General features: G+C 61.9%; 22 protein-coding genes. 9 read left to right on the top strand and 13 right to left on the bottom strand.

The features are described from left to right. Positions 1-144: 144 nt before the first annotated feature. Complete coding sequence (gene tam / locus GIV35_RS10350) at positions 145-906, top strand: trans-aconitate 2-methyltransferase (RefSeq protein ID WP_105228725.1); 762 nt, start codon at positions 145-147, stop codon at positions 904-906. 21 nt (positions 907-927) lie between these two features. Here the strand turns inward: tam and GIV35_RS10355 are convergent, their stop codons facing one another. Further along, complete coding sequence (locus tag GIV35_RS10355; RefSeq protein WP_200647584.1) at positions 928-1,491, bottom strand: cysteine hydrolase family protein; 564 nt, start codon at positions 1,489-1,491, stop codon at positions 928-930. A 96-nt stretch (positions 1,492-1,587) separates the two neighbouring features. Here GIV35_RS10355 and GIV35_RS10360 point away from each other — a divergent pair, with 96 nt between their 5' ends. The 3 genes from GIV35_RS10360 to GIV35_RS10370 all read left to right on the top strand — a co-directional run bounded on the left by GIV35_RS10360 (position 1,588) and on the right by GIV35_RS10370 (position 4,583). Further along, the gene (locus GIV35_RS10360) at positions 1,588-2,559 is read left to right on the top strand and encodes a GlxA family transcriptional regulator (RefSeq protein WP_105228723.1); all 972 of its coding nucleotides are present in this window, start codon (positions 1,588-1,590) and stop codon (positions 2,557-2,559) included. 169 nt (positions 2,560-2,728) lie between these two features. Continuing rightward, entirely contained in the window at positions 2,729-3,838 is a 1,110-nt protein-coding gene (locus GIV35_RS10365; RefSeq protein WP_223024232.1) for a DUF3182 family protein, read from the top strand. Continuing rightward, positions 3,828-4,583: an alpha/beta hydrolase family protein gene (locus GIV35_RS10370; protein ID WP_105228721.1), complete on the top strand. Its 756-nt coding sequence runs from the start codon at positions 3,828-3,830 to the stop codon at positions 4,581-4,583. The genes GIV35_RS10365 and GIV35_RS10370 overlap by 11 nt, the downstream gene beginning before the upstream one ends. Positions 4,584-4,696: 113 nt before the next feature. Here the strand turns inward: GIV35_RS10370 and GIV35_RS10375 are convergent, their stop codons facing one another. From GIV35_RS10375 to GIV35_RS10390, 4 genes are read right to left on the bottom strand one after another with little or no spacing between them, the layout of a single operon-like run. Beyond that, the gene (locus GIV35_RS10375) at positions 4,697-5,662 is read right to left on the bottom strand and encodes a lysylphosphatidylglycerol synthase domain-containing protein (protein ID WP_223024233.1); all 966 of its coding nucleotides are present in this window, start codon (positions 5,660-5,662) and stop codon (positions 4,697-4,699) included. Next, entirely contained in the window at positions 5,652-6,914 is a 1,263-nt protein-coding gene (gene clsB, locus GIV35_RS10380; protein WP_223024234.1) for a cardiolipin synthase ClsB, read from the bottom strand. Before clsB ends, GIV35_RS10375 begins: the two co-directional genes overlap by 11 nt. Then, the gene (locus GIV35_RS10385; protein WP_032895083.1) at positions 6,911-7,687 is read right to left on the bottom strand and encodes an endonuclease/exonuclease/phosphatase family protein; all 777 of its coding nucleotides are present in this window, start codon (positions 7,685-7,687) and stop codon (positions 6,911-6,913) included. Before GIV35_RS10385 ends, clsB begins: the two co-directional genes overlap by 4 nt. Continuing rightward, positions 7,684-8,610, bottom strand: coding sequence for a DUF72 domain-containing protein (locus GIV35_RS10390; RefSeq protein WP_223024235.1), 927 nt, complete (start codon positions 8,608-8,610; stop codon positions 7,684-7,686). Before GIV35_RS10390 ends, GIV35_RS10385 begins: the two co-directional genes overlap by 4 nt. A 188-nt stretch (positions 8,611-8,798) precedes the next feature. Here GIV35_RS10390 and GIV35_RS10395 point away from each other — a divergent pair, with 188 nt between their 5' ends. Both GIV35_RS10395 and GIV35_RS10400 read left to right on the top strand, forming a co-directional pair. Beyond that, the gene (locus GIV35_RS10395) at positions 8,799-10,883 is read left to right on the top strand and encodes a mechanosensitive ion channel family protein (protein ID WP_236264454.1); all 2,085 of its coding nucleotides are present in this window, start codon (positions 8,799-8,801) and stop codon (positions 10,881-10,883) included. A 112-nt stretch (positions 10,884-10,995) separates the two neighbouring features. Further along, entirely contained in the window at positions 10,996-11,880 is an 885-nt protein-coding gene (locus GIV35_RS10400) for a sugar nucleotide-binding protein (RefSeq protein ID WP_105228716.1), read from the top strand. Positions 11,881-12,047: 167 nt separating this feature from the next. Here GIV35_RS10400 and GIV35_RS10405 read toward each other — a convergent pair whose 3' ends face one another. From GIV35_RS10405 to GIV35_RS10425, 5 genes are all read right to left on the bottom strand, one after another. Further along, entirely contained in the window at positions 12,048-12,746 is a 699-nt protein-coding gene (locus tag GIV35_RS10405; RefSeq protein WP_014720136.1) for an OmpW/AlkL family protein, read from the bottom strand. 139 nt (positions 12,747-12,885) lie between these two features. After that, positions 12,886-13,407 carry a DUF3299 domain-containing protein gene (locus GIV35_RS10410; RefSeq protein ID WP_200647578.1) on the bottom strand — a complete coding sequence of 174 codons (522 nt, stop codon included), beginning with the start codon at positions 13,405-13,407 and terminating at the stop codon, positions 12,886-12,888. An 11-nt stretch (positions 13,408-13,418) separates the two neighbouring features. After that, positions 13,419-14,684 (bottom strand): ABC transporter permease, encoded by a 1,266-nt coding sequence (locus GIV35_RS10415; protein WP_105228714.1) that lies wholly within the window; start codon positions 14,682-14,684, stop codon positions 13,419-13,421. A gap of 1 nt (position 14,685) precedes the next feature. Then, the gene (locus GIV35_RS10420) at positions 14,686-15,396 is read right to left on the bottom strand and encodes an ABC transporter ATP-binding protein (protein WP_054896940.1); all 711 of its coding nucleotides are present in this window, start codon (positions 15,394-15,396) and stop codon (positions 14,686-14,688) included. Between the two features lie 148 nt (positions 15,397-15,544). After that, complete coding sequence (locus GIV35_RS10425; protein WP_236264152.1) at positions 15,545-16,144, bottom strand: DUF2796 domain-containing protein; 600 nt, start codon at positions 16,142-16,144, stop codon at positions 15,545-15,547. Between the two features lie 129 nt (positions 16,145-16,273). Between GIV35_RS10425 and GIV35_RS10430 the strand changes: the two genes are divergently transcribed. Continuing rightward, positions 16,274-16,615, top strand: coding sequence for a hypothetical protein (locus GIV35_RS10430; protein ID WP_200647577.1), 342 nt, complete (start codon positions 16,274-16,276; stop codon positions 16,613-16,615). On the opposite strand, the gene trxA is transcribed toward GIV35_RS10430, so the two are convergent. The 3 genes from trxA to GIV35_RS10445 all read right to left on the bottom strand — a co-directional run bounded on the left by trxA (position 16,612) and on the right by GIV35_RS10445 (position 18,718). After that, a complete protein-coding gene (gene trxA, locus GIV35_RS10435) occupies positions 16,612-17,484 on the bottom strand; it encodes a thioredoxin (protein WP_019818859.1) in 873 nt (290 codons plus the stop codon). The genes GIV35_RS10430 and trxA overlap by 4 nt on opposite strands. Positions 17,485-17,609: 125 nt before the next feature. Next, complete coding sequence (locus tag GIV35_RS10440) at positions 17,610-18,266, bottom strand: class I SAM-dependent methyltransferase (protein ID WP_236264154.1); 657 nt, start codon at positions 18,264-18,266, stop codon at positions 17,610-17,612. Continuing rightward, on the bottom strand, positions 18,263-18,718 hold the full coding sequence (locus GIV35_RS10445; RefSeq protein ID WP_003194586.1) for a YbaY family lipoprotein: 456 nt from the start codon (positions 18,716-18,718) through the stop codon (positions 18,263-18,265). The genes GIV35_RS10440 and GIV35_RS10445 overlap by 4 nt, the downstream gene beginning before the upstream one ends. Before the next feature lie 140 nt (positions 18,719-18,858). Between GIV35_RS10445 and nrdR the strand changes: the two genes are divergently transcribed. Together nrdR and ribD are read left to right on the top strand one after the other, a co-directional pair. Continuing rightward, positions 18,859-19,323, top strand: a complete 465-nt coding sequence (gene nrdR, locus GIV35_RS10450; RefSeq protein ID WP_019818855.1) for a transcriptional regulator NrdR — start codon at positions 18,859-18,861, stop codon at positions 19,321-19,323. Then, positions 19,320-20,447, top strand: a complete 1,128-nt coding sequence (gene ribD, locus GIV35_RS10455; RefSeq protein WP_019818853.1) for a bifunctional diaminohydroxyphosphoribosylaminopyrimidine deaminase/5-amino-6-(5-phosphoribosylamino)uracil reductase RibD — start codon at positions 19,320-19,322, stop codon at positions 20,445-20,447. The genes nrdR and ribD overlap by 4 nt, the downstream gene beginning before the upstream one ends. Positions 20,448-20,460 lie beyond the last annotated feature (13 nt).

The raw sequence follows: 20,460 nt of genomic DNA on the forward strand, positions 1-20,460 counted from the left end.
CATCGGGGGTTTTTTATGGTCGACGTGCAGGCGTCGAGCGCGGGATGCCTTAGTACATACAGGCAGCACACCAACCCCAGCATTTGTTCTCATGGCTCACAAGATTTAGGCTGTCGCCACCTCTAAGAAAGAAGGAAGACTGTGATGACCTGGTCCGCCAAGCAGTACACGATGTTCGAACAGCAGCGCACTCGCCCCGTCCGTGACCTGGTTGCGGCAATTCCCAACACCGACGTGGGCACCGCAGTCGACCTGGGGTGCGGGCCGGGAAACTCCACCCAAGTGCTGGCCGAGCGTTTCCCCCAAGCGCACGTCACTGGCATGGACAGCTCCGATGACATGTTGGCAGACGCCCGCAAGCGCCTGCCCAGGTTGAACTTCGAGCTGGCAGATATCGGCGCCTGGCATCCTGCGCAACGCTTGGATGTGATCCTGGCCAATGCCTCGCTGCAATGGCTGCCCGACCACGCCACGCTCTACCCGCATTTGGTCCACCAACTGAACCCAGGCGGTACGCTGGCGGTGCAAACCCCGGACAACCTTGACGAGCCCGCTCATCGCCTGGCCCGAGAAGTCGCGGCCGATGGCCCATGGTCGGCAAAGATAGGGGCGGTCAAACACAATGAACGGCACACCGCCAGTTATTACTACGAACTGCTGAGCAAGCATTGCAGTACCGTGGATGTGTGGCGCACCACCTATCAACACCCCTTGGCGGACCACGCGGCGGTGGTGGAGTGGTTCAAGGCTTCGGCATTGCGGCCTTTTCTTGCGCCGTTGACGGACGATGAAAAAGCCGCCTTCCTGCAGCAATACCAGGCGCGAATTACCCAGGCTTATCCAGCCCTGGCCGATGGCACGGTGTTGTTGCCCTTTCCGCGGCTGTTCATCATTGCCACACGCTAAAGCGATCAGCCCAGGTGGCGGTCACGCAGCCGCTGTTTGGGCTTTCAGATATTCCTCTGCCGACACTACACCCGCATAGCCAAATGCCAGGGAGGCCATGTACGCCCCGTGCACCTGTGCCGCCGGAATCACCTGGCCGTTGAATTCCTGGTCGCGGGTCGCGCAGGCGTCATGGATCACCGTAACCTTGTAGCCCAGGTCCGCTGCCGCCCGCACCACGGCGTCAACGCACATATGGCTCATGCTGCCCACTACCACCACATCGGTGATGCTGCGCTGTTCCAGCAGTTCGCGCAGGTTGGTTTGGCGAAACGCATTCACGAAGTGTTTGAGCACCACCGGTTCATCGCCCTCGTTGAGCACCTTGGCATGCAAATGCGCGCCTTCGGAGCCCGGTGTGAAGAACGGTGCGTCGTCGCCAGCGAACTCATGCCGTACATGAATCACCGCATCGCCTGCTTGTCGAAACGCCTGGAGCACCTGCGCCGCCTTGTCCGCTGCGGCTTCCACGCCGTCGAGCGGCCACTTGCCCTGGGGGAAGTAGTCGTTCTGGATATCGATTAGGATGAGCGCCTGCTTGGCCATGTGTGTTGCCTCGTGATGGGTTGATGGGCCTAGTATCTTAGCTGGCGATCACACCGAGAATTGGCTGCACCGACAATAACAGGGGGAAAACTGACAATGGCCGCGCAACGCAGCACTGTCGAGCTGGGTGTGTTGATCTACCAGGGCGCGCAACTCGCCGCAGTCCACGGGCTGACCGACCTGTTCGGGGTCGCTAACCGCATCGCCGCCGAGCATGAATCTGCGCAATTACCGCTGCTGCGGGTCAGCCACTGGCAGGTAGATGCCCACGGCACGCCCGCGCGCACGTTCGACAGCCACCCAGGCCCCGAGCAACCGATGATGGCCGTGTTGGTGCCGCCCTCGATTGCAGAGTTCACCGAAGACCAGGCGCCGCTTGCGCTGCTGGAATGGCTGCGCCTGCAACATGCGGGCGGCACCGTGCTGGGCGGCGTGTGCATCGGCTCGATCATGCTGGCGCGCAGCGGCCTGTTGGATGGCCGCAGTGCCACCACCCACTGGTCCTCCGCGAAGTCTTTTGCGGCCTGTTACCCGGCGGTGCGACTGGAAGCGGATAAACCTATTGTCGATGACGGCGACCTGATCACCTCCGCTGGGCTGATGGCCTGGTCGGAGCTGGGCCTGCGCCTGGTCGATCGGCTTATGGGTCCGAGCATTGCAGCTGACACTGCGCGCTTTCTGGTGATCGAGCACAGCGCCAGTGCCAGCCAGTGCGGTAGCAACTTTGCGCCGATTCTCAGGCATGGTGATGGTGCGGTTCTCAAGGTCCAGCATTGGCTGCAGGCCAGTGGCGCGGTGGATGTGTCCGTGGCGGCGATGGCGCAGGAGGCGAACTTGGAGGCGCGCACGTTCTTGCGCCGCTTTCGCAACGCCACCGGGCTGAAACCCACCGAGTACTGTCAGCATCTGCGAGTCGGCAAGGCGCGGCAGATGCTGGAGTTCACTAACGGCACGATCGATCACATTGCCTGGACCGTCGGCTATCAGGACCCCAGCGCCTTTCGCGCCATCTTCAAGAAAATCACCGGCCTGTCCCCCAGTGATTACCGCAACCGCTTCGGGGTTTGAATCGTGCAGAACGCCGCAGGGTTCGCCCCGGGTCGTGCAAAATAAAACAGGCTAACGGCCATCACTTTTTGCGCAACTGATTGATTTAACAGCTCTCCCCTCAATCCCCGCGTTGGCCTGATCCATGCAACCTCACTGCTACACAAAGGTTGATGGAAAAGGGGACCGCATGACCCCCATAAGTCGCAAGAAGTTGGTGGTCGCCCACTCCATGCGAGAGGGGGCGCCCCTGCATGAAATCGAAACCAACCGAGCCCTCGCACGCTGGCTCGCGCAGATCCTGGGGCTCAAGTTCGGGGGCAGTTACGACCCGGCCCTGCATGCGGGTCGGGAATTGTATCTGCTGCCCACGCAAACCCTGGTCGGGCCCGCCCAAGCGCGCCAGCTCAATATCAAGGGGCCGGGCGATCTGTGGGGCGGCTATGTCGATCACGCGTTCATCTGCACCAAAGCCATCAGTCACGGCCTGCTGAGTCCCGAGGCAAAGGCGCCCGAAGGCTGGTCGCCGTCATTCTGCGAACGTGTGCGTGACGTGGTGTTGGACGGTGTGAGTGTGTTCGCCCTTGAGGATGCACGGTCTGCCGCGACCCGCTTGCTCTACAGCGGCCCGATTCGTCTGAAACCCGTAAATGCCTGTGCAGGGCGGGGGCAGGAAGTTATCCACAGCCTGGATGAGTTCGACGCGATAGTGGCGCGCCCGGAAGCGGCCCGAATGTTCAATGAAGGTATGGTGCTGGAACAAGACCTGCACGAGGTGGTCACCCACAGTGTGGGCCAGAGTTTTATCGGCGATCACCTCTTCAGCTACTGCGGCGAGCAGCACCTGACGCGAGACGGGCAGGGGGAAGAGGTCTACGGCGGTTCCGATCTGCTGGTCGTCCCCGGTGATTATGCTGCCCTGCTCAAACTGGATCTGCCTGAAGACGTGCGTGTGGCCATCGAACAGGCGCTGGTTTTCGACCGTGCTGCGAATGAGGCCTACCCAGGCTTCTTCGCCTCGCGCCGCAACTACGACATCGCCCAAGGCCTGGACAGCACAGGCCAGCGCCGCAGTGGTGTGCTCGAACAATCCTGGCGCATGGGCGGGGCCAGCAGCGCGGAAGTCGCGGCGTTGCAGAGTTTTATCAACCATCCGGGCCTTAAGGCCATCCGTGTGTCCTCGGTAGAAACCTATGTAGACCAGGCGCTGCCGGCGCATGCCATCGAGGTATACCGAGGCCCGGCCGAAAACAGCGACTTTCTACTCAAGTATGTGACGGTCAAGACTTATGACGGCTAGAAGCGAGAGCATCACCATCGGTATAGACGACGAACAGATGAGCGGGACATTCCTCAGTCCCAAGTCCAAAGTGCCCGGCGTGTTGTTCGTGCACGGCTGGGGCGGCAGCCAGGAGCGCGACCTGGAGCGGGCCAAAGGCATCGCAGGCCTTGGATGTGTATGCCTGACCTTCGACCTGCGTGGCCATGCTGGCACCGGCATCCCCTTGTCCCGCGTCACCCGCGAAGACAACCTGCGCGACCTGCTGGCCGCCTACGACCGCCTGCTGTCCCACCCGGCTATCGACACCTCGGCGGTGGCAGTGGTGGGCACCAGCTATGGCGGGTACCTCGCGGCGATCCTCACCTCGTTGCGCCCGGTACGTTGGCTGGCGCTGCGAGTGCCGGCGCTGTACCGCGACCAGGAATGGCTCAAGCCCAAGCGCGACTTGGATAAAGCCGACCTGATGGATTACCGCGGCACCCTCGTGCACGCCGAAACCAACCGCGCCCTGCATGCCTGCGCGCAATTTACCGGCGATGTGCTGATTGTCGAATCGGAAACCGACGACCATGTGCCCCACGCCACCATCATGAGTTACCGCGCGGCGTGCCAGCAGACCCATTCGCTGACCCACCGCATCATCGACGGCGCCGACCATTCCCTGAGCGACCCGGTGTCGCAGCAGGCGTACACCTCGATCCTGGTGGACTGGATTACCGAGATGGTGGTGGGGGAGCGGTTGAGCATCATTCAGTCCCGATAGGTGTTGCCTTGGTGATCGCTATCGCGGGCAAGCCCGGCTCCCACCTTGGAATGCATTCCCCTGTGGGAGCCGGGCTTGCCCGCGATAGCGATTCAACAGTCACCACCGCCTCATCAGGCTGTCTTCTTCACTCGCAACGCCTTGGCCTTGGCCTCCACCCCCAAATACATCACCAGTGCAATCAACAACGGGCAGATAAAGTAAATCGCCCGATACGCGATCAGCCCCGCCAGCAAACTCCCCCGCGACGCCTCATGTTGCAACAGTGCAATGAACACCGCCTCCAACACCCCCAACCCGGCGGGGATATGGGTGACCACTCCGGCAATCGCGCTGATCAACAGCACGCCCAGCACCAGTGGGTAATCCAGTTTGGCCGGCAGCAAGGTAAAGATCACCGCGGCCATCAATGACCAGTTCAACGCACCCAGGGCCAACTGCAAACAGGCCATGCGCAACGACGGCAAGTTGATCTCGATGCCGCGAATCGACCACGCGCGCTTTTTCGAAAACCGGCACGCCGCCAGGTAGCCCAGGCTCGCGATCACCAATAACACCCCGACGCCTTGCAAGGCGCCGCTGCTGAGCTTCCAGCCTGGCGGCAGGGTCACCAACCCGCTGCTGAACACCACCCCGGCCAACGCCATATAGCCGAACCAATTGGTGGCCAGGCTCAGGCCGAGGATCTTGGCGATATTGCTGGTGCTGACGCCCAGGCGCGAATACAGCCGATACCGCATGGCGATGCCACCGACCCAGGCGCTGAGGTTGAGGTTGAACGCGTAGCTGATGAAACCCACCGGCAATATCTGCTTCCAACGCAACGGCTGGCGAATGTAGGTGCGGCCGATCAAATCGAAGCAGGCATAGACGATAAAACTGCACAGCGTCAGCGCGCCGGCGATGAACAATGTGCGTAGCTTGAACTCGCTCAGGGTCTGGAACACTTCGCTCCAGTCGATGCGCCGGGCCAGCAGGGTAAACAACACGATCAGCAGCACGAAGAACGCGATCGTCAGCGGTTTTTTCCAGCGCTTGAACCCAGAGGCTTGCGCTTGGGGGCGGGCTTCAGACGTCATGGGGCGTGGCCTCAAAAGGTTTCAAGCGCGGTTTGTGGGCCGGCAACCAACTGGCCAGTACCGGGAAATGGCGCATCACATGAAACACCAGGAAACCCACGGTCAAGCGCCAGAGCCACAGGCGTGGCTTGCGCTTTTTCGGCATGGTCTGGCAATGATTGTGGGCGAGGGCTTCCAGGCGTTCGTAGAGCTGCTGATTGAAAGCCCGGTCGCGAATCAGCACATTGGCCTCCAGGTTCAATGCCAGGCTCAGTGGGTCCAGGTTGCTCGAACCGACGGTGCTCCATTCGTCATCCACCAGCGCCACCTTGCCGTGCAATGGGCGTTGGCAGTATTCGTGAATCACCACGCCATCCTTGAGCAGATAGTCATAGAGCATGCGCGCGGCCAGTTTCGCCAACAGCACGTCGGGCTGGCCCTGCATGATCAACTGCACCTGCACGCCACGGCGCGCCGCGTTACGGATCTCGCGAAGCAAGCGGTAGCCGGGGAAGAAGTACGCGTTGGCGATCACCACCCGCTGCCGGGCCTGGCTCAAGGCGTGGATATACGCTTCTTCGATGTCGTCACGATGCTGGATATTGTCGCGGTAAATCAGGCGTACCAGGCCGTCGCCTGGCTCGTTCGTCCAGGGTGAAGGCCGCTGTTGGCGCCGCCGCCAACCGCGACGGCTGCGCACCTGGCGGCCACTTTGGGCAAGGGCGAAATGGTGCAGGTCGGCCACGGCCGGGCCGATCACCTGCACGGCGTAATCCTGCTTGGCTTCGGGGCCGAAATCCGCCAAGTGGTCAGCAGAAAAATTGATCCCGCCGATAAACGCCACGCGGGCATCTACCACGACGATCTTGCGGTGCAGGCGGCGAAACCAGTTAGTGCGTATGCCGAAGGTCTTGGGCGCCGGGTCGAACATCTGCACCATCACCCCGGCTTCGGCCAACTCCCGCAGGAAGCCCGGGCTCAGCTCGCCGCAACCAAAACCGTCGAGGCTGACCACCACCTTTACCCCACGCTTGGCCGCCTCGATGAGGATGCTGTGCAGCTCAAAGCCGACCTTGTCTTCAAAAAGGATGAAGGTCTCCAGCAGGATCTCGCGCTCGGCGCTGCGCAACGCCTCGAACACGGCAGGAAAGTACGCCTCGCCGTTCTCCAGCAACGCCACCTGGTTGCCGCTCTGCCAGCCGTAATCCAGATCTCGCGCCTTGCTGTCATCTGGCGGTTGGTCTGTGGCGATATGGTCTACCGCAACGTTCATAACTCAACCTCCACCGACAGCGGCACATGGTCTGATAAATGGGACCAGGGGCGAGTGGTGAGCACGCGAGGGTTGTGCACCGTCAGGTTACGCACATAAATGCGGTCCAGCGGCAGCAACGGCAGGCGTGCCGGGAAGGTGCGCGCCGGTTTGCCGAGGGTGTGCATGAACACTTCCTGCAGGCCGCTTTGGCTCAGGTCGGCTTTTTGCCGCCAGTCGTTGAAATCGCCAGCGACCACCAACGGCGCATCGGCGGGAATCTCGCTGATACGTTGTTCCAGCAAGCGCAATTGTTGTTGGCGATGCACCTCGCGCAAGCCCAGGTGGATGCAGATCGCGTGCACCTGCTGGCCGCTGCCCGGCAGGCGCAACACGCAATGCAGCAGGCCGCGGTTTTCATGGCCGCTTTGCGAAATATCGAGGTTGTCGTAGCGGATGATCTGGAATTTCGACAGCAGTGCATTGCCATGGTCGCCATGGGGGTACACGGCATTGCGCCCATAGGCAAACTGCGGCCAGATGCTGTCGGCCAGGAACTCATACTGCGGCATTTTTGGCCAGTCGCTGTAGCGCTGGGGATGGCGTTCGTGAGTGCCATGGATCTCCTGCAAGAACACCATGTCTGCGCCCACGCTGCGCACCGCTTCACGCAGCTCGGGCAAGATGAAGCGGCGATTCAGTGCGGTGAAACCCTTGTGGATATTAACCGTCAGCACCGTGAAACGGGTGATGGCGGTGGTCGGCGGGGTGGGGATTAGCTCTGGATGCGTCATGGCAATACTCCTGGTTCCGGCAGCCGGCCAGGTTCGGTGAGCAGGTGTTGGTCCAGCCCGAAACGTTGCAGCAATTGGCGTGCATCGAAGGGGGCACGAACTTTGATGTCGTTGTCGAAAAAGCAGAACACATCGCGCTGTTTACGCCTGCGGGGTGTGTGGTGCGTGTCGACGAGGTGTGCATCGGCAGGCTGCTTGCCCTGGGCCCAGCGATTGATGCGGTCACCCCAGCGCTGGAGCGCTTCGGCGCTATAACCGCTGGCGTATAACTGCTTGTCGCCGTGCAAGCGCAGGTACATGAAGTTGGCGGTCACGTCTTCCACGTACGGCCACTTGCCGGCAGTGTCCGCAACCACCAGCGCCACACCGTGCTTATCCAGCATCTTGATGAACTCGGGCACGGCAAAACTCATATGGCGAATCTCCACGGCATGGCGCAACGGCTTCTTGGCATAGGCCTTCATGCTCGCCTTGCCGTTCAGGCGTGGCTCATGCTGGCGGGCGAGGGCGGCGGCCTGTTGCGTGTTGGTGGGTAACTCGGCCAGGAAGGTTTCGAACAGCGTGGCGTCGAATTTGAAGCTGGGCGGAAACTGCCAGAGGATGGGGCCGAGTTTTTCTTTGAGTTCCAGCACCCCGGAAGCGAAGAAATTTGCCATCGGCTTGTGCACGTCGCGCAGGCGCAGGATATGCGTGATGAAACGGGGCGCCTTGACACTGAACAGGAAACCTTCGGGCGTATCGGCATACCACTCGGCGTAGCGCTTGGGGGTTTGCAGCGCGTAGAACGAGCCGTTGATTTCGATGCTGTTGACGGCGCGTGACGCAAACTGCAACTCGCGTTTCTGGGTCAGCCCTTCGGGGTAAAAGTCCCCGCGCCAGGGCGTGTAGCGCCAGCCGGAAATGCCGATGTGAATCGCCGCCATGTGTGCTCCCGTGGATGGTGGGTGAGGTGACCTCCGTTATGGGATGACTGCGCTATTTGGCTGAAAGTTTCCACATTCCTACAGGCGGTACAGGGTATGAAAATAGGGGAGGGCATAGCCCATGCGGGGAACGATCAAGGCCCAAACCCGTCAGTTCCTTACAGACCCTGCTGAAGGAGCTTGCTGTTTTGCTGAATCTAAAGACTGCATTACTGCTTGGCGCACTGCTGCTCTGCGGCAACGGCGCATTGCAGGCCGCGGCCTCTGCGCCTGCTGCCGACACACCGGCCAAGCCGGAGCTGCTGGTGGAGGGCGGGTTGCTCGGGGCCATCAGTTCCAGCATCGACGACGTGCAGAACAAGCTCGACCTCGACCAGAACCTTATTGACGCCTGGCGCCTGCGTGCTGATCGCGCCGCGGATGAAGTAGGGCGCCTGGTAGACCAGACCGCCGCACGCTCGCCCTGGAGCGTGGCGGGCGATTTCCTGCTGTTGTCCGGGGTGTGGGTCGGTGCCTTTGCGGTGTTGACGATGCTTGGGCGCTTGATTGTGCGACGGTCGAGCCTGCGCCCATTCCTCGCGCGGCGCCGGCGCCTGCAAGGCCTGCTGAGCTATGTAGTGCCCTACACGATTCCAGCGCTGATCTGCCTGCCGCTGACCCTTTATGTCAGTCACTTTTTACCTGCGTCTGTCGGCCGAGCCCTGGCACTGTGTTTTGCCTACGCCACCAGCAGTGGCATCTTTTCCACCTCGCTGTTGCTGTGCGTCATTGTCATGTTCAATGTCGGGCACAAGCGGCCTGCCGTGCGGATCATTCGTGACTATTGCCCCAAGCCTCTATTCCTGATCGGCTTTCTCGCGGCCCTCAGCGATGCACTGACCAGCCCGCAAATCGCTCGGCAACTGGGCGGCAATATCACCAGCAGCATCGCTGTGTTTACCGGCCTGTTTGCAGCGGTCATCTTTGGCGTGCTGGTGGTACGTCTGCGTCGGCCGGTGGCCCATTTGATCCGCAACCGGCCATTGGCCCAGCGCCTCAAACATCCGGCATTACAACAGTCGCTGCGGGTGTTTTCCGGGCTCTGGTACTGGCCGATTCTGTTGATGGTGCTGGTGTCGGCGGTCAACCTGATCGGTGCCGGTGACGACAACCAAGAGGCCCTGCGCTGCGCGCTGCTCACCACCTTGTTACTGATCGGCACGGTGTTTCTCAGCACCGTGCTGCAACACCTGTTCAAGTCCCGCAGCCAGGTATCGATCCAGCGCAGCAGTGCCTACAAGGAACGCTTCCTGAGTTTGCTGCACGCGATTTTGCGTATCGTCATGGCCATCGTGTTTATCGAGATACTCGGGCGTATCTGGGGTGTTTCGCTGTTCGAATTCGCCCAGCGCAACTCGGTGGGCCGTGCCATCAGTGATTCCCTCAGCAGTATCGGCCTGATCCTGTTGGTGACCTGGCTGTTCTGGGTGGTGCTCGACACCGCGATCCAGGAAGCCCTCAAACCTCCGGTGAATAAACGCTCCAGTCGCCAGCCCAGTACCCGGGTCAAAACCATCCTGCCGCTGCTGCGCAATGCGGTGAAGATCATCCTGGTGGTGATCTGCGCGATCACCACCATGGCCAACCTGGGCATCAATGTCGCGCCGTTGCTGGCGGGCGCCGGGGTGGTGGGACTGGCGATCGGTTTCGGTTCCCAGCAATTGGTGCAGGATGTGATCACCGGCCTGTTCATCATTATCGAAGACACCCTGTCCATTGGCGACTGGGTGGTGCTCGACTCCGGCCACGCCGGCACCGTGGAGGGCCTGACCATCCGCACCCTGCGCCTGCGTGACGGCAAGGGGTTTGTGCATTCGGTGCCGTTCGGGCAGATCAAGGCGGTCACCAACCAGTCCCGTCAATTCGCCTATGCCTTCTTCTCGGTGCAGTTCACCTACGACACCGATGTGGACAGGGCCGTGGAGCTGATCCGCGAAGCGGGCCAATCGATTCGCGACGACGTGTTCCTCAAGTACAACCTGCAAGGGCCGCTTGAAGTATTTGGCGTGGACAAGATGGACCTCAATGGCGTGGTGCTCACGGCGCAGTTCCGTACGGTGTCGGGTGGCCAATACGCGGTCAGCCGCGCGTTCAACCAGCGTTTGAAAAAGCTTGTGGATAATTGCGAGTCGGTGCATTTCGCCCAGACTTATCCACAGCAGGTGCTGCTTGCACCCCGTACGGCGCTGAAACAGGAGGCCGCCGAACCCGACGTCAAGACACTTAATCCGTGACGGTTGCGCTACAAGCCCGCAAAATGCAACGATTCTGGCAATGACCTACGACAGGGCACACGCGCCTGTCGATAATAACCATCGTTCCAAACAGACCGGGCCTGCTCAATCTATGCGAATGCGCCTTATGTTACTGGGCGGCGGGAATGCCCTCGGGCAGGCGCTGATTCGCCTCGGTGCGGAGGAAGACATCGGTTTCCTCGCCCCCAAACCGCCCCAAGACGGCTGGGATGCCGCAAGCCTCACCCAATTGCTCGACGACACCCGTCCCGATGCCTTGATCAACCTCGCCTACTATTTCGACTGGTTCCAGGCCGAAGCCGTGAGCGAAACCCGCTTGGCCGCCCAGGAGTTCGCCATCGAACGCCTGGCCGAGCTGTGCCAGCATCACAGCATCACCCTGCTGCAACCCTCCAGCTACCGCGTGTTCGATGGCTCCCGCGCCACCGCCTACAGCGAGAAAGACGAGCCGGTGCCCTTGGGCCTGCGCGGCCAGGCGTTGTGGCGTATCGAACAAAGCGTGCGCGCTACGTGCCCGCAGCATGTGCTGCTGCGGTTTGGCTGGTTGCTCGATGACAGCGTCGACGGCACGCTCGGGCGCTTCCTGGCCCGGGCCGAGAGCGCCGACGAGCTACTGATGGCCGACGACCGCCGGGGCAACCCGACGCCGGTGGACGATGCGGCGCGGGTGATCATCTCGGTGCTCAAGCAACTCGATTGCGCTGCGCCGCTGTGGGGCACCTACCACTACGCCGGCCACGAGGCGACTACCCCGTTGGCGCTGGGGCAGGCGATTCTGACTGAAGCGCGCAACTTCCATCCGCTGGCCATCGAGTCCCCCACCGCCCAGGCTCACGCAGCGCGGCCGGATGCGGCGGATGAACCGCAGCATGCGGTGTTGGCCTGCAAGAAAATCCTCCACACCTTTGGCATCAAACCACGGGCATGGCGGGCAGGTTTGCCGGCTCTCCTGGATCGCTTCTACCGCCATAGCTGACACCCTCAAAACACAAAATGTGGGAGGGGACTTATGTGGGAGCTGGCTTGCCTGCGATAGCATCACCTGGGTATCACTGATACACCGTGGTGTCTGCATCGCGGGCAAGCCCGGCTCCCACATAAGCCCCCTCCCACATGGGTTATGCGGTGTGGCTTAAACCGAACTCAGAATTTGTAACCGATACCCACCATGTAAACCATCGGGTCTACATCCACATTGACCTTGGCCCGAGTGCCCTGGCCCAGCGCGTTGTTATCCACAGTCGCTTTGGTGCTGATGTCGATGTAGCGCGCCTGGGCGTTGATCATCCACTTGTCGTTGATCATGTAGTCGGCGCCGATCTGTGCAGCCCAGCCCCAGGAGTTTTCGGCCTTGAAGTTGCTGAAACCAGCCTGTTCGGCGCGGCTGCCCACGTGCTCGTCGTAGATCCAGGTGTAGTTGATACCGGCGCCTACATACGGCTGGAACGCGGACTTGTGGTCCAGCGGGTAGTACACGACGCTCAAGGTCGGCGGCAGGTGCTTCAGCGTGCCGAGCTTGCCGTTGGCGGCGCCCAGGGCGGTGTTCTTGATCTTCACGTCATGCTCGAACGGCGTGGCCGCGAGCAATTCGATGCCGACGTGGTCGGTGATCATGTAGGCGAAGTTCAAGCCCAGTTGGGTGTCGCTGCTCATGGTCGCCTTGCCGCCCAGATTGGTGCCGGCCAATGGGCCCTGGTCAACCTTGACGCTGCTGCTGTCGGCCTTCGGGTTCACGGTAATTGCACCGGCGCGAACCAGAATATCGCCCGCCTGGTGAGCGTGAGCGACAGGGGCGACGAGGGCGAGCGCGAAGAGGGACGCGCCGAGCAGAGACTTGTTCATGGGAGCTCCAAAGGACGTTTAAAAGTTGTACGTCCAATGGTAAAGATCGTTCCGCTCGGTCTTTTGACTCAGCTCAATGAAAGGGTGATCAGTCACTTTCGCCACTGATCTAAACCTGTGGGAGCTGCGGTGTGTGGGGTTATTCCTCGAGCTCGTACATGTAAATCTTCTGAGCGTTCATCTGGTAACCCGCGTCCGCCAATTCGCTGGACGATGGCTTGACCTGCATCGCGCCCTCGATCCAGTACGGTTGATACAGCTCATCGAGCTTCACCCCCACCTCGCTTTTCACATGCACGATCTGGTTCGACGGCGGTGGCGGCACATGGATACAGGCGCCGAAATACGGCACCAGCAGAAACTCCGTGGTGCGGCCTTCTTCGCTGACTTCCAGGGGCACGATATACCCCGGCAGGCGAATGTGCTGGCCGTCCAGGCTCTGTACCACTGGCGCATTAGGCATGTCCTGCTTGGCCGCCGGCGCGGCTTCGACAGACAAGGCATCGGCCATGTTCGACAGGTCGTGCAGCGGCTTCATATTGGGCACTTCCGGTGGCGCATCCGGCGGGATCATCTCCTGCCAGGACAGATCCTTGGGCTGTTCCTGCGCCCAGGCAGGCACGGCCATCAACAACAACAGGGCAAACAGGGCACGACGCATCGAAGCCTTCCTCATAAACGGATGGACAGGCCATCGGCCAAAGATTGGCGGTAGGCGCGCCACGCGGGCACGCTGCCCATCAACAGGGCGGCTGCCAGGATACCGGCGAGCAACGTCCATTCATATTCGCTCGGCCACGACATCGGCAGGTCCAGACCGTAGTTTGCCTGCAAATAACCCCGCGAGGCCGCGATGCACAGGTACAGCAACCCCAGGCCCGCCATTACGCCGGACAAGGCCAGAGCGAAGGCTTCGAAGATCAGCAGCGTTGCGATGTGCCAAGGCCGCGCGCCCACCGACCGCAGGATCGCCATCTCGCGGCGGCGCTCGTTAAGGCTGGTGAGGATCGCCGTGAGCATGCCGATCAAACCGGTCAGTACTACGAACAGCGAGATCACAAACAAGGCTTTTTCGGCAGTGCCCATCATGCTCCAGAGTTCTTGCAGCGCGACACCGGGCAGGATCGCCAGCATTGGCTCGCCACGGAATTCGTTGATCTCTCGTTGCAAGGCAAAGGTGGAAATCTTGTTGTTCAGGCCGAGCATGAACGCGGTAATGGCCTGCGGCGTCAGGTCCATATTGCGCGCCTGGTCAGCACTGATGCGGCCTTTGCCCTGGGCCGGCACACCGTTGTGCCAGTCGATATGGATCGCTTCCATGCCGCCGAGGCTGATATGCAGCGTGCGGTCCACCGGCGTGCCGGTGCGCTTGAGAATGCCCACCACCGTGAACGGCTTGTCGTCATGCTTGACCAGGCTGACCACCGCCACGCCGTGGGCCAGCACCAGCTTGTCGCCGAGTTTGTAATGCAGCGCGTCGGCCACTTCGGCGCCGAGCACCACCTCGAACGGGTCGGTGGCGAAGGCGCGGCCGCTGGCCAGCTCGAGGTTTTGCTTGCGCCCGTACTGGTAGTGCTCGAAGTAGGATTCGTTGGTGCCCATCACCCGGTAGCCGCGATGGGAGTCGCCGAGGGAGATCGGGATCGCCCATTTCACTTGAGGGTTGGCGGCGAAGTGCTCGTAGCTGTCCCAACGGATGTTGTTGGTGGCGTTGCCAATGCGGAACACCGAATACAGCAGCAGGTTGACCGAGCCGGAACGGGCGCCGACGATCAAGTCGGTGCCGCTGATGGTGCTGGCGAAACTGTTGCGCGCCTCGACGCGCACACGCTCCACCGCGAGCAGCAAGCAGACGGAAAGCGCGATGGCAAACGCGGTGAGGATCGCGGTAAAGCGGCGGTTAGCCAGGCTGGCCATGGCTAGACGGAACAGATACATCTCAAACCTCTGCGGGCATGGCGGCGCGATTGAGTTCGGCCAGCGACAGGTTGCGGTCGAACAGCGAGGCCAGGCTCTGGTCATGGCTGACAAACAACAGGCTGGCGCCCGCTTCGCGGCATTCTGCGAACAGCAACTGCAGGAAGGCTTCGCGGGCGTCGTAGTCCAGGGCCGAAGTGGGTTCGTCGGCAATCACCAGTTCCGGTTGTCCGATCAGCGCTCGGGCAGCGGCCACCCGTTGTTGCTGGCCGATGGACAGCGAATCGGCACGGCGTTCCAGCAGGCTCTGGTCCTTCAAACCCAAGTGTGCGAGCAAGGTCGCGGCGGCCTGGTCGACACTGCCGTGGCGCTGTTTGGCCCGTTGCGCGCGCAGCTTGGAAAAGTGGCAAGGCAGCTCGACGTTCTCGCGCACCGACAGAAACGGCAGCAGGTTGAACTGCTGGAAGATATAGCCGGTGTGGTCCACACGGAAACGGTCACGAGCACCGGCCGAGAGTTCGGTCAACTCCTGGCCGAGCAGGCGGATGCTGCCCTGGCTGGGCTTCTGCACGCCTCCCAACAGCCCAAGCAGAGTGGTCTTGCCACTGCCGCTCGGGCCCTTGAGGAACAGGGTTTCCCCGGGTTCCAGGCGGAACGCGGGAATGTCCAGCAACTGCGGGTGTCCGGGCCAGTTGAAGCCCAGGTCGGACAGTTCGATTAACGCTTGAGTCATGGGAAGTCAGTGTCGCCTGGTAGTCGAAAATGGCGCCGATCCACTGTGGGAGCTGGCTTGCCTGCGATGGCATCGCTACGGTGTGCCTGTTGCACCGCATCGCCTGTATCGCAGGCAAGCCAGCCCCCACAGGGACTGTGCTTTCAAGTCAGAACTTCAGGGTGGCGGCGGTGGCCGTCGCTTCAACACCTTGCTGACCGCTCGGGCCGATCAGTTGTACCTGAATTTTCTGCGTGGCGGGGAAGGTCTTGAACACTTGGCTCAAGTCCAGGTTGCCCAGGGCCGCCGGCGTGGCGCAGGTGAACTGGTAATGGGCGTGAATTTCACTGTGGTCGTGATCATGCTTGTGGGCGGCTGCGCCTTTGCCGTCGGTGGCGTGGTCATCGTCGTCATGCTCAGCTTCTGGTTTGTCACCGAACAACGGGCTGTTGAGTTCCTGGCTGCTGACCACGCAACCTGCGGCCTTGGGCAGTTTGAACAGTGCCGATGGATTTTCCAGCTGCTTGCGCACGGCGGCGACCTTGGCTTTGTCGGCGGCGCTGGTGGCGGCATGTTCGAAACCCACCAGGTTCATGGCCGGGCTGTCCAGTTCCAGCTCCAAGGCCTGGCCGTCCAATACGGCATTCAGGCGCCCGACCCCATGTTCATGGGCGCCGAGGCTGCCGTGCTCGTGGTCGTGGTCTTCGTGAGCATGAGCGACAGCCAGTGGCAGCAGGGCAAACGGCAAAGCAAGCAGCAAACGGCGCATGAGAGGGCTCCAGGATGAAAGTTTTGTTATGTGATCTTATAACAATTGATCCGAGAGTTTGACCGCCCGCTTGGTGTTGCGCAAGCTGCATGGGAGCATGCCCCTCAGAAAAATGCAGGAGTAAGGACGATGTTGCGAATTCGTGGAACCATCGGTGAGTTGCCGGTGGACTTGACCTTGGAGCTTGACGACGGCGATTGGGCGCGATTGGGCGCCCAACTGCAGGCCGCCCCAACCCCCAGCGCACCGGCTGCGGCGCCGGTCAAACAGAACGAAGACCTGTGGCAGAACGCCCAGGATTTGCTGCGCAAGGCCGGGCAACTCAATGGCCTGGAATTGCTCGACCAACTCGAAGGCTTGGCTGGCGATGCCGGGGCGGGCAAGCGCCTGTTGGTGCGCCTGCGCCACAGCGCCAAGGTGAAGGTGAGCAGCGGCGGGGATACGCCGCTGTACAGTTGGATCGGTGATTAATACAACGCGGCAAACAACTTGCGGCGGTACACCGTGACCAGCGGGTGATCATTGCCCAGCAATTCGAACACCTGCAGCAAGGTCTTGTGGGGCAGGCCTTCGCTGTAGCTGCGGTTGCGGATAAACAACTTGAGCAAACCTTCCAGTGCCGCGTCGTATTGCTGGCGCGCCAGTTGCTGGATCGCCAACTGATAGGCCGCTTCGTCATCCTGCGGGTTTTGCGCCAGGCGGCTTTTCAGCTCGGCAGCGTCCGGCAAATCCGCAGCCTGGCGCAGGAAGGTGATTTGCGCCTTGGCCCCGGCCAGGGCGGCCTTGTGGTCGTCGCTCTTGACCGCGTCGAGCACGGCCTGGGCTTCACCCAATTCACCGCGTTCGGCCAGGCAGCGTGCATATAGGATCAGAGCGGCGGCGTTGGTATTGTCCTCGCCCAATAATTGCACCAGCAACGCTTCGGCCTCGCTGATACGGCCTTCGCTGAACAGCGCCTGAGCCTGCTCCAACGGGTCCGCCGCAGCCGGCGGTGGCATTTGCACATGGGGCTCCAGCATCGCCCGCACTGCCGACTCCGGCTGTGCACCGGCAAAACCGTCCACCGGTTGACCATCCTTGAACAGCACCACCGTCGGCAGGCTTTGAATGCCAAAACGCGCCACGATGTCCTGTTCGGCTTCGCAGTCGATCTTGGCCAGCAGCAACTCACCCTGATAACTCTCGGCAATCTTCGCCAGCATTGGCATCAGTGCTTTGCAGGGTGCGCACCACTCGGCCCAGAAATCGACCAATACGGGCTTTTCGAAGGAGTTCTGGATAACGGCCTGGTCGAAGTTGGCGGTGGTGACGTCGAAGATGTACGGCGTGGGCTCACTCATGGGGCGTCTCGAATAAAGCAGGAATGGGGGCAACTATAAGGGCTGGCGAGGTTGGCTGAAAGCATCCTGGTAGCTCCCACCTTGAAATGCATTCCCCTGTGGGAGCGGGCTTGCCCGCGATGGCCTCAAGCGCGCCGCGAATGGTACAGGCTCACCTTGCGAAACTCCCAGGGCTCGGCCAGGTCCGGCAGGGTCAAGGCCTCGAGGATCTCCAACCGCTGGTAATCCGGATGCTGGAAGTCCCGTACCCGTGAATCCGCCACCAGCGCTTCGCGGCCGCGGGTCAGGAATTGATCCAGCAACGGCAGGTTGGCGCGGTCGTAGAGCACGTCGGCCACCAGGATCAGGTCGAAGCGGTCGGCTTCGGCAAAAAAGTCTGCCGAATAACTCAGTGACACCTGGTTGAGCTCGGCATTCGCACGGCAAGCGGCCAAGGCCAGTGGGTCCAGGTCGCAGGCCACCACCTCCAGGGCCCCAGCCTTGACGGCGGCGATCCCGGCTACTCCCGAACCTGCGCCGAAATCCAGCACGCGTTTGCCGGCGACCCACTCGGGATGCGCTGCCAGGTAACGCGCCAATGCCAGGCCGCTGGCCCAGCAAAAGCTCCAGTAGGGCGGCTCATGCAGGATGCGCCGGGTTTCTTCCTGGCTGAAGGCGCGGTCCATGTTGTCGGCGTCGAGCAGCCACAGCGACAATGCGGTGCCCGGCAGTGGGCAGGGCACTAATTGCGCGTCGCCGATCAGTTCGCTCAAGGCACGCTGCAGGTGCAGCGGTGGTGTCATGGTGCCTTGACGAGTTGCAAGGGGCCGGTGCTCTGGGTGATCGCCTGGGTGACGCGCACGGCGGGTAGATGCAGGATCAACTGGCCGGACTGGCTGGCGCGACCGCGCAATTCAACGCGCGCACCCGCCGGAAAAGCTTCAGGGTTGAAGCGCAGGCGGAAGGCCAAAGGCTTGCCGTTGCCGCTTAGTACGCTGCTGGCGAGCAGTTGCTGCGGGCGCGAACGGTCGTCGATCACCAAGAGCGCCATCTCGACTTCGGCACCCGCGGGCACGTTGGTCAGGCTGCCGCTGATTTCGCGCTGATAGGCGGGCAGGGGGCCGAGGTCTTCAATGCCCGGGACTTTCTTCTCTTGCGCGGGTGTCGGTTGAGGCGCGGCCGGCTTGGGGGCTTCGCTGCTGCAGGCGACCAGAAAACTGAACAGGCTGAGTAGAACGAGTGGTCGTAACTGCATGTACGGCTCCAGAAAGGACAAAATCCGTGACTTAAACAATATCAAACATATAAGCCTGCCTATATACCGTAAAGGCTATGGCTTGTCTTGCCACAGGGATGCGCTACCATGGCCCTCCCATTTTTTGTTGCCTGCCAACCATGCACTGTCCCTTCTGCGGTGCCAACGACACCAAGGTCATCGACTCGCGTCTGGTCGCCGAGGGCGACCAAGTGCGTCGCCGGCGCGAATGCCTGGCCTGTGGTGAACGTTTCACCACCTTCGAAACCGCCGAACTGGTGTTGCCGCGTCTGATCAAGTCCGACGGCAGCCGCCAGCCTTTCGACGAAGAAAAACTGCGCGCCGGTATGCAGCGCGCCCTGGAAAAACGCCCGGTGAGTGTCGAGCGCCTCGAAGCGGCGCTGGTGCATATCAAGCATAAGCTGCGGGCGACCGGCGAGCGCGAGGTCAAAAGCCTGGTGGTCGGCGAGTTGGTGATGGGCGAGCTGCAAAAGCTCGACGAAGTCGCCTATATCCGTTTTGCCTCGGTGTATCGACGCTTCCAGGACCTCAATGAGTTCCGCGAAGAGATCGACCGCCTGGCCCGTGAGCCCTCCAAACAATGACATCTGAACAGGCTGTGCTCGACGCCCACTACATGGCCCGCGCCCTCGAATTGGCGCGCAAGGGCCTGTACACCACCCACCCCAACCCGCGGGTTGGCTGCGTGATAGTGCGTGACGGGCAGATTGTCGGCGAAGGCTGGCATGAGCGCACCGGCGAGCCCCATGCCGAGCCCAATGCCCTGCGCGCCGCTGGCGACAAGGCCCGTGGCGCGACGGTATACGTGACCCTTGAACCGTGCAGCCATCATGGCCGTACGCCGCCCTGTGCCGATGCGCTGGTGACAGCCGGTGTCGCCCGGGTGGTGGCGGGCATGCAGGACCCGAACCCCGAAGTGGCTGGCCGAGGTATGCAGCGCCTGGCCCAGGCGGGTATCGAGGTGCGCAGCGGTGTGCTGGAAACCGAAGCGCGGGCGCTTAACCCCGGCTTCCTCAAGCGCATGGAGCACGGTCTGCCGTTTGTGCGGGTCAAGCTGGCGATGAGCCTGGACGGCCGCACGGCGATGGCCAGCGGCGAAAGCCAATGGATCACCGGCCCCGCCGCCCGTGCTGCGGTGCAACGCTTGCGTGCCGAGGCCAGCGTGGTGCTGACCGGTGCCGACACGGTACTGGCCGACGGTGCCCGCTTGACCGTACGCGCCGCCGAACTGGGCCTGGACGACGCAACCACCGCCCTGGCCATGTCGCGCCCGCCGTTGCGTGTGCTGATCGATGGCCGCCTGCGGGTGCCGCTCAACGCACCGTTCTTCAAGGCCGGCCCGGCATTGGTCATCACCTGCGTGACTCCGGAGAACCAGTTCCCCCGGGGCCCTGAGTGCCTTGTGGTTCCAGGTGTGGAGGGCCAGGTTGACCTGCGCTCGGCATTGGTCGCCCTGGCTGCCCGTGGCGTCAACGATGTGTTGGTGGAAGCCGGCCCAAGCCTGGCCGGCGCGTTTGCCCAACAAGGCCTGGTGGATGAATACGTGATATTCATCGCCGGCAAGTTCCTCGGCTCCGCTGCCCGCCCGTTGCTGGACTGGCCGCTTGATAAGTTGGCCGATGCTCCCCAACTCAAGATCACCGAAATGCGCGCTGTGGGCGACGACTGGCGAGTCACTGCCATCCCCGTCCCAGCAGTGAGCGTATAATTCCCGGCCTGCG

The organism is Pseudomonas sp. PA-1-6B (assembly GCF_021609545.1).
Classification (GTDB): Bacteria; Pseudomonadota; Gammaproteobacteria; order Pseudomonadales; family Pseudomonadaceae; genus Aquipseudomonas; species Aquipseudomonas fluorescens_BV.

Coding starts and splice junctions, on each gene's coding strand:
- tam (WP_105228725.1), top strand. CDS start 145: ATGACCTGGTCCGCCAAGCAGTACACGATGTTCGAACAGCAGCGCACT.
- GIV35_RS10355 (WP_200647584.1), bottom strand. CDS start 1,491: ATGGCCAAGCAGGCGCTCATCCTAATCGATATCCAGAACGACTACTTC.
- GIV35_RS10360 (WP_105228723.1), top strand. CDS start 1,588: ATGGCCGCGCAACGCAGCACTGTCGAGCTGGGTGTGTTGATCTACCAG.
- GIV35_RS10365 (WP_223024232.1), top strand. CDS start 2,729: ATGACCCCCATAAGTCGCAAGAAGTTGGTGGTCGCCCACTCCATGCGA.
- GIV35_RS10370 (WP_105228721.1), top strand. CDS start 3,828: ATGACGGCTAGAAGCGAGAGCATCACCATCGGTATAGACGACGAACAG.
- GIV35_RS10375 (WP_223024233.1), bottom strand. CDS start 5,662: ATGACGTCTGAAGCCCGCCCCCAAGCGCAAGCCTCTGGGTTCAAGCGC.
- clsB (WP_223024234.1), bottom strand. CDS start 6,914: ATGAACGTTGCGGTAGACCATATCGCCACAGACCAACCGCCAGATGAC.
- GIV35_RS10385 (WP_032895083.1), bottom strand. CDS start 7,687: ATGACGCATCCAGAGCTAATCCCCACCCCGCCGACCACCGCCATCACC.
- GIV35_RS10390 (WP_223024235.1), bottom strand. CDS start 8,610: ATGGCGGCGATTCACATCGGCATTTCCGGCTGGCGCTACACGCCCTGG.
- GIV35_RS10400 (WP_105228716.1), top strand. CDS start 10,996: ATGCGAATGCGCCTTATGTTACTGGGCGGCGGGAATGCCCTCGGGCAG.
- GIV35_RS10405 (WP_014720136.1), bottom strand. CDS start 12,746: ATGAACAAGTCTCTGCTCGGCGCGTCCCTCTTCGCGCTCGCCCTCGTC.
- GIV35_RS10410 (WP_200647578.1), bottom strand. CDS start 13,407: ATGCGTCGTGCCCTGTTTGCCCTGTTGTTGTTGATGGCCGTGCCTGCC.
- GIV35_RS10415 (WP_105228714.1), bottom strand. CDS start 14,684: ATGTATCTGTTCCGTCTAGCCATGGCCAGCCTGGCTAACCGCCGCTTT.
- GIV35_RS10420 (WP_054896940.1), bottom strand. CDS start 15,396: ATGACTCAAGCGTTAATCGAACTGTCCGACCTGGGCTTCAACTGGCCC.
- GIV35_RS10425 (WP_236264152.1), bottom strand. CDS start 16,144: ATGCGCCGTTTGCTGCTTGCTTTGCCGTTTGCCCTGCTGCCACTGGCT.
- GIV35_RS10430 (WP_200647577.1), top strand. CDS start 16,274: ATGTTGCGAATTCGTGGAACCATCGGTGAGTTGCCGGTGGACTTGACC.
- trxA (WP_019818859.1), bottom strand. CDS start 17,484: ATGAGTGAGCCCACGCCGTACATCTTCGACGTCACCACCGCCAACTTC.
- GIV35_RS10440 (WP_236264154.1), bottom strand. CDS start 18,266: ATGACACCACCGCTGCACCTGCAGCGTGCCTTGAGCGAACTGATCGGC.
- GIV35_RS10445 (WP_003194586.1), bottom strand. CDS start 18,718: ATGCAGTTACGACCACTCGTTCTACTCAGCCTGTTCAGTTTTCTGGTC.
- nrdR (WP_019818855.1), top strand. CDS start 18,859: ATGCACTGTCCCTTCTGCGGTGCCAACGACACCAAGGTCATCGACTCG.
- ribD (WP_019818853.1), top strand. CDS start 19,320: ATGACATCTGAACAGGCTGTGCTCGACGCCCACTACATGGCCCGCGCC.